This window comes from Mycobacterium sp. E1715 (genome assembly GCF_001667625.1).
Lineage (GTDB): Bacteria > Actinomycetota > Actinomycetes > Mycobacteriales > Mycobacteriaceae > Mycobacterium.
Genome location: NZ_LZJJ01000543.1, coordinates 1 through 10,985, shown reverse-complemented (window position 1 = coordinate 10,985; position 10,985 = coordinate 1). Strand labels below are relative to the sequence as shown.

Sequence of the window (10,985 nt, the reverse complement as noted above, 5' to 3'; positions counted from 1 at the left end):
CTTTTTGGCCGCGCGCGGTGAGGTCTACGCGACCATGGCGGTGACGTTCCTCTTCGGCGGGGTGGACATGATCGTGGGGTCCAAGGTGGTGTTCCTGGTGATCTGGATGGGCGCCGCCACGTCGAAGCTCAACAAGCACTTCCCGTTCGTGATCTCCACGATGATGTCCAACAACCCGCTGGTGCGGCCCCGCTGGCTGAAGCGGCAGTTCTTCGAGAGGTTCCCGGACGACCTGCGGCCCGGCCGGCTGTCGCGATGGCTGGCGCACCTCAGCACCGCCATCGAGATGCTGGTGCCGTTGCCGTTGTTCTTCTGCCACAGCGGCTGGCCCATCACGATCGCCGCGATCGTCATGGTCTGCTTCCACCTCGGGATCCTGGTGTCGATCCCCATGGGCGTGCCGCTGGAGTGGAACGTCTTCATGATCTTCGGGGTGCTGTCGTTGTTCGTGGCGCACGCCCGCCTGGGCCTGCGCGACCTGCGACACCCCGTGGTGGTGGCGATACTGTTCGTCGTCATCGCGGGAATCGTCCTGCTCGGCAACATGTTTCCCCGCAAGATCTCGTTTCTGCCGGGGATGCGGTACTACGCCGGGAACTGGGACACCACGCTGTGGTGCATCAAGGGATCGGCGAGCGACAAGATCGCCAGGGGCATCGTCGCGATCGCCAGCATGCCGCAGGCGCAGCTGGAGCGGTTCTACGGCAGCCCCGAGGCCGCGCAGATCCCGCTCTACATGGGATATGCGTTCCGCGGGTTCAACACTCACGGCCGTGCGCTGTTCACCCTGGCGCATCGCGCGATGGCGGGCCAGAACGAGGACGACTACGTGCTGACCGACGGCGAACGCATCTGCAGCACCGCCATCGGCTGGAACTTCGGCGACGGCCACATGCACAACGAGCAGCTGATCGCCGCGCTGCAGGAGCGGTGCCACTTCGAGCCGGGCGAGGTGCGAGTGGTGCTGCTCGACGCGCAGCCCATCCACAAGCAGGTGCAGGCGTACCGGTTGGTGGACGCGGCGACCGGCGAGTTCGAGCGCGGCATCGTCCGGGTCGCGGACATGGTGACCCGGCAGCCGTGGGCCGACGACGTTCCTGTTGAGGTGTTGTCGGAGTAGACCGCGCGAACAGACGCAAAATCGCACGTTCCGAGCCGGAAACGTGCGATTTTGCGTCTGCTCGTCGGGGCTAAGCCCCCGCGCGGACTTCCCGGGCCGCGGCCACCATGTTCTTCAGCGACGCGGTGACCTCGTCGGAGTTGCGGGTCTTCAGGCCGCAATCGGGGTTCACCCAGAGCCGTTGCGCGGGAACCGCTCTCAGCGCCGCGCGCAACGACTCCGCCATCTCGGCGGTGCTCGGCACCCTCGGCGAGTGGATGTCGTAGACGCCCGGTCCGACGCTGTTGGAGAAGCCGACCGCGTTGAGGTCGTCGAGCACCTCCATGTGTGATCGCGCCGCCTCGATGGACGTCACGTCGGCGTCCAGGTCGGCGATGGCCCCGATCACCTCGCCGAACTCCGAATAGCACAGGTGGGTGTGGATCTGCGTGGTGTCGGCGACGCCGGAGGTGGCCAAGCGGAAAGACCCTACGGCCCAACGCAAGTAGTCCTCCTGATCGGCGCGGCGCAGCGGCAGCAGCTCCCGCAGCGCGGGTTCGTCGACCTGGATGACGGCGATGCCCGCGGATTGCAGGTCCACGGTCTCGTCGCGGATGGCCAGCGCCACCTGATTGGCGGTGTCGGCCAGCGGCTGATCGTCACGGACGAACGACCAGGCGAGGATCGTGACCGGGCCGGTCAGCATGCCCTTCACCGGCTTGTCGGTCAGCGATTGCGCGTAGGAGATCCACTCGACGGTCATCGGGTGCGTACGGATGACGTCGCCGTAGAGGATCGGCGGACGCACGCAGCGGCTGCCGTACGACTGGACCCATCCGTTGGACGTCGCGAAGAAGCCCTCGAGCTGCTCGGCGAAGTACTGCACCATGTCGTTGCGCTCCGGCTCGCCATGCACCAGCACGTCGAGACCCAGCTCCTCCTGCAGCTTGATGACGTCGGCGATCTCCTTGCGCATCCGCTTCTCGTACTCCGCCTGATCGATCTCGCCGGCCCGCAGCGCGGCGCGCGCCTTGCGGATCGCGGAGGTCTGCGGGTAGGAGCCGATGGTCGTCGTCGGCAGGGGCGGCAGGTGCAGCCGCGCTTCCTGGCTGGCGCGGCGCTGCGCCGCGTCGCCGCGGTGGGTGCCGGTGGCGACGATCGAGTCGATGCGGGCCCGCAACTCGTCGTTGTGCAGCCGGGGATCGCTCGTGCGGGACGACACCGCGGCATTGGACGCCGCGATCTCGCCGGCGACGGCCTCGCGCCCGTCGCGCAATGCGCGCGCGAGCGTCACCACCTCGGCCACCTTCTCCTGCCCGAACGCCAGCCAGCTGCGCAGCGCGTCGTCCAGATCGGTTTCGGGCTCCAGCGAGTAGGGCACGTGCATCGTGGAGCATGAGGTCGAAACGGCAAGGGCGCCAGCTGAACCCGCCAACGCGGCCAGTTTGCCGAGCGCCGCCTCCAGGTCGGTGCGCCAGATGTTGCGCCCGTCGACGACGCCGGCCACCAAGGTCTTGCCCGACAACTCCGGCACACCGGCCACCGCCGCGTCGGCTCCGTAGACCAGGTCGACGCCGATCGCCTCGACCGGGGTGCGGGCCAGACCGGCCAGGGAGGCGCCGGGATCGCCGAAGTAGGTGGCGACGTAGATTGCGGGGCGGTTACCCACCTTGCCCAGCGCGTTGTACGCAGCCTCGGCCAGCGCCGGAGCATCGGGGGAGATGTCGGTCACCAGCGCCGGCTCGTCGAACTGCACCCACTGCGCGCCGTTGGCGGAGAGCAAGCCCAACAGCTCCGCGTAGATGCCCACCAGCTCCTCGAGCCGCTCGATCGGCGCGCCACCGCCGTTGACCGCCTTGCTCAACAGCAGGAAGGTGATCGGCCCGATGACGACGGGCCGTGCGGGAATCCCCTGCGCGAGAGCCTCTTTCAGTTCGGCGAGCACCTTGTCCGGGTTGAGCGAGAATGTGGTCGAGGGCTCGATCTCGGGGACCAGGTAGTGGTAGTTGGTGTCAAACCACTTGGTCATCTCCAGGGGCGCCAGCTCGGCGTTGCCACGGGCGGCGGCGAAGTAGCGATCCAGGTCGTCGGACACTTGCGCGGCCCGCGCGGGCAGGGCGCCGAGCATCACCGCCGTGTCCAGCATCTGGTCGTAATAGGAGAAGGTGTTCACCGGGACGGAATCCAGCCCGGCGGCGGCGAGGCCGGCCCACATGCCGCGGCGCAATGTGGCGGCGACGTCTTCGAGTTCGGCTCGGCTGGTGCGGCCGGCCCAGTAGCCCTCGCTGGCGCGTTTGAGTTCGCGCTTCGGGCCGATGCGCGGGGAGCCGACGACAGTCGCGGTAAATGGTTGAGCGGTCACGATATCTTTCGTCCTTCAATCGACGGGGTGGTCACCGCCAACGGACGTAAGCCAATTCGGTTGCGGTGGCACCTGTGGTACATAAACCGCAACCGGCTCAGCCAAACGCCCATTCCACGAGGCGATGAACCGCCGGGCGCGGCGCGCCCGGCACAGCTGGCAGGTCTTCGGACTCGCAGGCGCGCACCGGCTGGTGCTCCCACGCCCGCTCGACGATGCGGCCCGGAAGGGGCGCCGAGGAGACGGGCAGTTCCTACTGGCCGTCGCTTCCCAGTCTTGCGACCAGTGCTTGGGTGACGGCGGTCGTTCCTGCATACCGCTGCGGGACAGTCCCGGGTTCTCACCGGGTTCCCTCTCGCGAAGCGTCACCAACCCGCCTCGCTCGATGCCGAAGTCGCGGTGTGCGGCGACGGCAGACCAGCTGCGTAGCGGAGTTTACGCCCGCCTTGCGGTTCAGCTCGCCAGCGCCTCGGCGATGGGGGTGTCGCCGTTGTTGAAGTCGATCGTTCGGCCGACGGTCTCGTCGTCCGCCAGCGCGGCGGCTGCCACGAGCGCGACGTCGGCCCGCGACACTTCCCCCGTGCCCTGCCCCAGCGTGATGCGGCCGGTGGGCGGATCCAGGGTGAGTCGCCCCGGTCCAAGCACCGTCCAGTCCAGGCCGCTCGCGCGTAGGTGGGCGTCGGCGGCCGCTTTGGCTTCCGCGTAGGCGAAGAACGAGTTGTCCTGCGGTACACCGTGATCCGGCCCCGCGCCGAAATAGGAGACCATGACGAATCGCTTGACCCGCGCCTGGGCCGCGGCGTCGATCACCCGGATGGCGGCGTCGCGGTCGACGGCGTACGTGCGTGCCGGGTCGCCCCCACCGGCGCCGGCCGAGAAGACGACCGCGTCGTGCCCTTTGAGCAGGCCGGCCAGGGCGCCGGTGTCGAGGCGCTCGATGTCGGCGACCACCGGCTTTGCGCCGGTGGCCGCGACGTCGCCCGAATGTTCGGGGTTGCGGAAGACGGAGCTGACCTCGTCACCGCGTTCGGTCAGGATGCGGGCCAGCTGCAATGCGACCTTGCCGTGCCCGCCGATGACGATGACTCGTGCCATGCCCCCGACGGTACCGGCGCCGAAACGGGCGCTCTCTTCTAGAGCTTCACGCGCCCCATGATGATGTCGATGATCGGCTTGCCCGGCGGGTAAGCGTTGGTGAGCGAGGCCATCGTGTGGCCGTAGTCCACCAGCAACGTGATGCCGCTGATGCCGAAGGCGGCGGCGCTGTTGAGAAACGCCATCACGTCGCCCATCTGCTCCGGGGTGTGCACCTTCGAACCGGTCTCTTCGCGGTAGTCCTGCGCGAAGGTGAGCCAGAGGTCGGCGTTGGCCTGGGCCAGGGGGGTGTCGGTGGGGCCGGGGCAGATCGCGTTGATCCGGATGCCCTTCTTCAGCAGCGGGTAGCCCTGGGTGGCGACGTAGGCGTTCACGACCTTCTTGGAGAAGCCGTAGTGGATGATGCCTTCGGCTTCGTGCGCCTTGACCCACTCCTGGGCCGAGGCGAAGTCCGGCGTGGCGAGGAACTCCGTGAGCAGGTCCAGGTCGTTCTCCCAGCCCATGCCCGCGACCGAGGAGATGAAGCAGATCGCCGAGCCCGAGGGCAGCTGGTTCTTCTCGAGGAGCCGATCGATGAGATGGCGGTGGCCGATGAAGTTGATCGCCATCAGGTCGGTTGTCCCGTCGGCGATGCCGGCGGCCGAGAACAGGGCGTGGATCGGACCGTCCAGCTGCTCGATCGCGGAGTCGATCGATGCGGGATCGCGCAGGTCCACTTGGATGGATTTGGCGACGTCGTAGTTCACCGGCGCGTAGTCCATCACGATCACTTCGGCGCCGAGTTCGGCCGCTGACTTGGCCGCGGCCGCACCCATGCCGGTGGCGCCGCCTACGACGAGGGCCCGCTTGCCGTCGTAGCGCAGCCGATCGACAATAGTCATGGAAATCCCCTTCTCGTTCACTGCCAACGCGGTTCTAATTGCCCAACTGTATGGGTAACAGTTTTTTGGTTCAACACCTACCCGGTGCGAACCGCGACGCCGCGCAGAACGGTGTCGCGGACGTGCACCAGCGCCGCGCGCTTGCCGATCTCGGCGAGGATGTTCTCCGGTATCCACTGCAGGCCGATGACGCAGCGTGCCAGCATTGCGGTGGACGCCGCGTCCACGCTGATTTCCCCCGATCGGATGCCTTCGGACAGAAGCGTTTTCATCTGCCGGAGTCGGGTCGCGTATAGCCAGCCCGGGTTGGGGGTGTCCGGCGGTGATTGACGCATCCAGGCCAGCTGGATGCGGAATTCGTCGGAGAACCGATCCAGCGCGTTGACGTTGACCCAGCTCAGGGCGTCGAGCTTCTCGATGGGCGTGGCATCCGAGCGCAGCACGCTGACCCAGCCGGCCTCGACCTTGCGGCCGAACGATTCCATGATCGAGGCGAGAAGTTCGTCCTTCGAGCCGATGACCCGGTACACGGTTCCCGTCCCCAGGCCGGCCGCGGAGGCGATGTCTCGGATGGTGGTGGCCTCGTAGCCCTTGCGGCCGAATTCCGTTCGCGCCACGGCACGGACGTGAGCCGCTTTGTCGCTGGGGTCGGCCTCGCTGTCGTCCGACCAGGTTTCGATGACGTCCGTGGCGGCCGCGAAGGCTGTGGACCGGTCCAGCGCCGAGTCGGCCGGTGGCCGGGATGCCAATCCCTGCAACATGATTTCGCAAAGCAGGGCGGCGACCTGGTCAGGTGGCGACTTATGCCGCATGACGTCGAGGCCGACCTGCAGCATGGTTTGGCAGATGCGATCGGCCAGCGTGGGCAGATCGATGTCGGGTTTGATGTAGCCGCTCCACCTGCCCGCGCGCAGCGTCTGCAGCATCGCCTCCTGGATCGCCACGGGCCGCTGCTGCGTCAGCTTCATCAACTCCGGGTCCGTGCTCGGACCCTCGTAGAAGGACATCTGTAGCGCGGCGCGATGCTGCACGGCGCAGTTGGCGATGGCCGAGCCCAGCTCGACGATCTGCTCGGGGACCGGCCGCGGGTCCGCTTTGTCCAACTTCGCTTGCGCCGCTTGCCCGATCCGGTCCAGATCCTCCTGATAGCGGTGGATCAACTCGATGAGGATCGCCTCTTTGGACTCGAAATGGTGATAGAGGCTGCCCGGAAGAATCCCTGCGGCGTCGGCGATCTCCTGCAAGGAGGTCCGCAATCCCGACTGCGCGATCAACGACGCCGCGGTGGTCAGGATCTCGGTCCGGCGCGTCCCCAAATCGGCTGCGGCGCCGGCTCCCAATGACTCCGCTCTCGGCATGATCAGCCGTGCGCACGTCCGGACGACTGCGGACTGGCATCCATTCGCATTCGTCCCTCTCACCGAACCAAATCTTTGTTAAAGGCTATCAGACCCGGAATGACGAATGCGCTGCATAACGGCGGTGCCGGGGACATTCTAAAGCGCGGGTCCGTCCCAACCGTCACACGCGACCACCTCGTCGACGGGTCGTCGCCGGGCGGGCCGGAACGTGTGCCCGGCGCGCAGCCGGCCCACCGGAAGCAGGCATCCCTGGACATAGCTTTCGGGAATCCCCAACAGCCGCCGCACCTCCGCCTCGCGATGCAGGTGCAGGGTGGTGATGCAGGTTCCGTATCCGCGGGTGTGCAGCGCCAGCTGAAAGTTCCAGACCGCCGGGTAGATCGAGCCGTACAGCGTGGCCTGGTGAAACGATTCATCGCCCTCGATGCGGGGCAGGTAGGGCTGATAGCAGGGGATCACCAGCAGCGGAACCCTCGACATGTTCTCGACCAGCCACTCCGTCGACGACATGATCCGGTTCTCCGGCGTTCCGGCCGGCATCAGGTCGGCGATCAGCTGGCCGCCGACCCGCAGCAGATAGGCCGCGCGGTACAGCTCGGCGATCTCGGCGCGCAACGCCGGGTCGGCGACCACCAGCCAGCGCCAGGACTGCTGATTGGAGCCGTTGGCCGCCTGCAAGCCGATGCGCAGGCACTCCCGGATGTCCGCGAGGTCGACCGGCGCGTCCAGGTCGAGCGTCTTGCGTGCCGAGCGGGTAGCGGTGAGCAAGTACTCGATGTCCATCACCGGTTCCCCCTGTTGGCAAGGCGCGCACCGAGTTCGGTGAGGTATCGATCGGGCCCGGCCAGGAACGCGCTCCAGCTGAGCAGGCGCTTGAGGTAGAGATGCGCGTCGTGCTCCCAGGTGTAGCCGATCCCGCCGAACACCTGGATCGCCGTGTCGCCCACCGTGGCAAGCCGCCCGGCGAACGCCTTCGTCCGGATTGCGGATTGGTGCCGTTCGTCGGCGTCGGCGTTGTCGGCGGCCCACAGCGCGTGGATCACGCCGCTGCGGGCCAACTCCACGGTCTCGAACATGTCGACGCACAGATGCTGGACCGCCTGGAACGAGCCGATCGGCTGCCCGAATTGCGTTCTGGTCTTGGCGTATTCGATGGCCGCGGTCATGACGGCTCGCGCGGCGCCGAGTGCGTCGGCGGCCGTCGCGATCAGCACATCGTCGATCACCGCGGCGACGTCCCCGGGGGCGGCCTCGGCCAGCCGCCGCGCGGGCGCTGAGTCGAGCGTGACCCGGAAGCGCTTGCGGGTCTGGTCGATGCCGCGCTCCGGCTCGACCGAAACACCCGGCGAGTCGGTGCGGATCGCGAAAAGCCCTCGACCGCCGTCTTCCCCGGCGAGCGCCAGCAGCACGTCCGCGGCGGCGACGTCGGGGACGGCGGTCATGTCGCCCCGCAAGACGACGTCATCGCCCTGCCGGCTGGCGGCCACCGGTGCGCTTTCGGCATCGAGGAAGCCGACGGTGGCGACCGTGGTGCCGTCGGAGATCCCGCTGAGCAGCTCGGCCGCGGCGTCGGTTGGCCCGAGCCGCGTCAGCGCCCGGGCGGCGGCGACCGCGGTCGACAACCATGGCCCCGGGTGCAGGGCGGCGCCGAGCTCTTCGGCAACGATGCCGGCCTCGATCATCGTCATGCCGGCGCCGCCGTGGGCCTCCGGCACCAGCAGACCGGTGGTCCCGAGGCCGGCCAGGCCGCGCCACACGGGCTCGGTGACGCCGGTCGGGTCGTCGAGCAGCGGGCGCACATGGTCGGCGATGGAAGCCTTTTCGGCGAGATAGCGTCGGGTGGTGTCGCGCAGCGCGACCTGCTCGTCGGAGAGTTCGAGGTTCATTTGCGGGGCAACCCGAGTACCCGCTGGGCGGTGATGTTCTTGTTGATCTGGCTGGTACCGCCCGCGATGGTCAGCGAGCGCGACGTCAGGCGGTAGTTCGCCCACGGCGCGCCCGCGCCGCTCGTGCCCAGCATGTCAAAGGCCAACGCGGCCATGTCCTGTCCGATCTCACCCCACACGGTCTTGGCGAGGCTCGCCGATCCGAAGGCGTCACCGCCATGCAGCGTGGCCGAGATCGACCGCTGGCACAGCACTTCCAGATACTTGATGCGCAGCGCGATCTCGCCGAGGCGCCGCAGCGTCACGGGGTCTTCGAGCGCGTCGCTGTGCCCGGCGATGTCGTCGGTCAATTCTTCGAGCCGCACCTGCATCTCGGCGTACAGCCGGGCGGCCCCGGCCCGCTCGTGGCTGAGCGTGGTGGTGGCCACCTGCCATCCCCCGTTCAGCGGACCGAGCAACGCGTCCGCAGGCACGCGCACGTCGTGAAAGAACACCTCGGCGAAATCGGCTTCGCCGTTGAGCGTTACCAGCGGACGGACTTCGATGCCCGGCAGTCTCATGTCGACGATCAGGCAGGAGATGCCCTTGTGCTTGGGCGCTTCGGGGTCGGTGCGCACGTAGAGCTGGCACCAGTCCGCGCGATGCCCCAGCGACGTCCAGATTTTCTGGCCGTTGACGACGAAGTCGTCACCGTCGCGCGCCGCGCGGGTGCGCAGCGCGGCGAGGTCGGACCCCGCTTCAGGTTCCGACATCCCTTGGCACCAGATGTCGTCGGCCCGCATCATGCGGGGGAGCAGCGTGAGCTTCTGTGACTCGGTGCCGTATTGCATGATGGCCGGTGCGATGTTGTTTAGACCAATGACGTTGAGCGGCATGGGGGCTCGCGCCCGTGTGGTTTCCTCGGTGTAGACGAGTTGCTCGAGAACCGTCGCGCCGCGGCCGCCGTACTCGCGAGGCCACGAGACCGCCGCCCAGCCGGCGTCGGCCATCGTGGCGTTCCAGGCGCGCAGCACTTCGAAGGCGGCGTCGTCTCGTCCGGCGGGCCGACGGGCGGCCACCAGCTCGTCGGTCAGGTTCTTCGATAGCCAGTCGCGCAGCTCGACGCGGAACTGCTCCACTTCCGCCGGGTATGAAAAGTCCACTTTTCCTTGTTCCCTGGTGAATCTGCGACCTTAGCCGGACTTTACGGTTGAGCGGATAGCCGGTCAACAACGGCGACGGCGCGCAGCATCAGCTCCCCCGCGCACCATGTGCTCCTTGCCCTGATTGACTGCGGTGGCACCGGACTCTACGGTGGAACAGATATTTGGTCAACGGAGTCCAGGCGGTTCGGAGATTGAGCGTGTCCACCGACGTTCGCGGTGACCGGCTGCCGGGTCTCGGCATGCTCGCATCCGCGCTCGCCGGCCGGGCCGTAGCGGTGGCCGAACTGCGTCCGGGCGAACCGTCATGGACCGACGGCCAGACCATCCACGTCGACGCGGGTGCGAGCGCCCGCCGGCAGCTCGAAGCCGTTGCCGTACAGGCGTCGATGATCGCGGCCGGCAGCCTGGAAGCGGACGTGATGCGCCACCTGCTGCGCCGCCCTCGGGTGGCCAAGCGCTATCTGGCGGTGGAGGGGCACCGCGCGCTCGCCGCCAACGCCGACCTGTTGCCGGGCGTTCTGGCCTCCCTCGCCGACCCCGACGCCGCGGGGCGAAGCGATTCGCCCGCCACGTCGCTGCGGATCGCCGACGGGCGGGAGCCGATCGGTAACCCCGCACCGGAATTCGGCATCATTCGCGCTGGGAAGGTGCTGGCCGCGTCGGCCCGGGCGCCCGAACGGCGAGGCAAGGAACAACCCGGGCATGTCCCGAGGAGCGGCGGCACCGACGATCTGAAAGAACTCGCCGACGACGAGACCGACGACTCCGACGATCCCGACATGTTCACCAGCCCGGTGGGCGGCGGCGGTTTCATCGGCAGGTGGCTGAAGAAGATGCTTTCGTCGGCGCGCAAGACCGGCAGCGGCGGGGGACCGCCCGGCGCGGACACCCCGACGCACCGGACCGACTCCGCCAAGCGCGGATTGCACGCGGTGACCTCGCTGGCCCCCGCGTCGAGCGTCGACGGCGCGGACCAGCCCGCATTCACGGGCGGCTTCACCTACCCGGAATGGGACGCCGGGCGCAGGATGTACCGGCCGGCGTGGTGCACCGTGCGCGAAGTCGACGCCGAGATCAAACCGTCGGCGACACACGCGATCGAGGCCGCCATCGGCGTGCGGCGCCCGCTGTCCCGGCTCGGGATGGGTCTGCACCG

General features: G+C 68.1%; 8 protein-coding genes, 1 pseudogene and 1 riboswitch. Of the genes and pseudogenes, 2 read left to right on the top strand and 7 right to left on the bottom strand.

The window, feature by feature from the left end; translation table 11 throughout:
- A partial coding sequence (locus tag A9X03_RS26685; RefSeq protein WP_197696153.1) for a DUF3556 domain-containing protein occupies positions 1–1,120 on the top strand: 1,120 nt, incomplete at its 5' end.
- Positions 1,121–1,190: 70 nt separating this feature from the next.
- Here the strand turns inward: A9X03_RS26685 and metE are convergent.
- The 7 genes from metE to A9X03_RS26650 form a co-directional block, all read right to left on the bottom strand.
- Positions 1,191–3,461: a 5-methyltetrahydropteroyltriglutamate--homocysteine S-methyltransferase gene (gene metE / locus A9X03_RS26680; protein WP_068263850.1), complete on the bottom strand. Its 2,271-nt coding sequence runs from the start codon at positions 3,459–3,461 to the stop codon at positions 1,191–1,193.
- Positions 3,462–3,601: 140 nt separating this feature from the next.
- Positions 3,602–3,849: riboswitch (cobalamin riboswitch) on the bottom strand.
- A 65-nt stretch (positions 3,850–3,914) separates the two neighbouring features.
- A complete protein-coding gene (locus A9X03_RS26675; protein ID WP_067785568.1) occupies positions 3,915–4,556 on the bottom strand; it encodes an SDR family oxidoreductase in 642 nt (213 codons plus the stop codon).
- Positions 4,557–4,594: 38 nt separating this feature from the next.
- Positions 4,595–5,437 carry an SDR family oxidoreductase gene (locus tag A9X03_RS26670; RefSeq protein ID WP_067755992.1) on the bottom strand — a complete coding sequence of 281 codons (843 nt, stop codon included), beginning with the start codon at positions 5,435–5,437 and terminating at the stop codon, positions 4,595–4,597.
- A gap of 77 nt (positions 5,438–5,514) precedes the next feature.
- On the bottom strand, positions 5,515–6,795 hold the full coding sequence (locus tag A9X03_RS26665; RefSeq protein ID WP_068263847.1) for a TetR/AcrR family transcriptional regulator: 1,281 nt from the start codon (positions 6,793–6,795) through the stop codon (positions 5,515–5,517).
- A 138-nt stretch (positions 6,796–6,933) separates the two neighbouring features.
- On the bottom strand, positions 6,934–7,581 hold the full coding sequence (locus tag A9X03_RS26660; protein ID WP_067755989.1) for a nitroreductase family protein: 648 nt from the start codon (positions 7,579–7,581) through the stop codon (positions 6,934–6,936).
- Positions 7,581–8,684 carry an acyl-CoA dehydrogenase family protein gene (locus A9X03_RS26655; RefSeq protein WP_068263845.1) on the bottom strand — a complete coding sequence of 368 codons (1,104 nt, stop codon included), beginning with the start codon at positions 8,682–8,684 and terminating at the stop codon, positions 7,581–7,583. Before A9X03_RS26655 ends, A9X03_RS26660 begins: the two co-directional genes overlap by 1 nt.
- Entirely contained in the window at positions 8,681–9,826 is a 1,146-nt protein-coding gene (locus tag A9X03_RS26650) for an acyl-CoA dehydrogenase family protein (RefSeq protein WP_068263843.1), read from the bottom strand. The genes A9X03_RS26655 and A9X03_RS26650 overlap by 4 nt, the downstream gene beginning before the upstream one ends.
- Before the next feature lie 200 nt (positions 9,827–10,026).
- Here A9X03_RS26650 and A9X03_RS26645 point away from each other — a divergent pair.
- Positions 10,027–10,985, top strand: a pseudogene (locus tag A9X03_RS26645) (nitric oxide reductase activation protein); the annotation flags it as partial.

Excerpts from the sequence above, each read along its gene's own strand:
- A9X03_RS26655 (WP_068263845.1), bottom strand. The coding sequence starts at position 8,684 with ATGAACCTCGAACTCTCCGACGAGCAGGTCGCGCTGCGCGACACCACC.
- A9X03_RS26660 (WP_067755989.1), bottom strand. The coding sequence starts at position 7,581 with ATGGACATCGAGTACTTGCTCACCGCTACCCGCTCGGCACGCAAGACG.
- A9X03_RS26670 (WP_067755992.1), bottom strand. The coding sequence starts at position 5,437 with ATGACTATTGTCGATCGGCTGCGCTACGACGGCAAGCGGGCCCTCGTC.
- A9X03_RS26665 (WP_068263847.1), bottom strand. The coding sequence starts at position 6,795 with ATGCCGAGAGCGGAGTCATTGGGAGCCGGCGCCGCAGCCGATTTGGGG.
- A9X03_RS26675 (WP_067785568.1), bottom strand. The coding sequence starts at position 4,556 with ATGGCACGAGTCATCGTCATCGGCGGGCACGGCAAGGTCGCATTGCAG.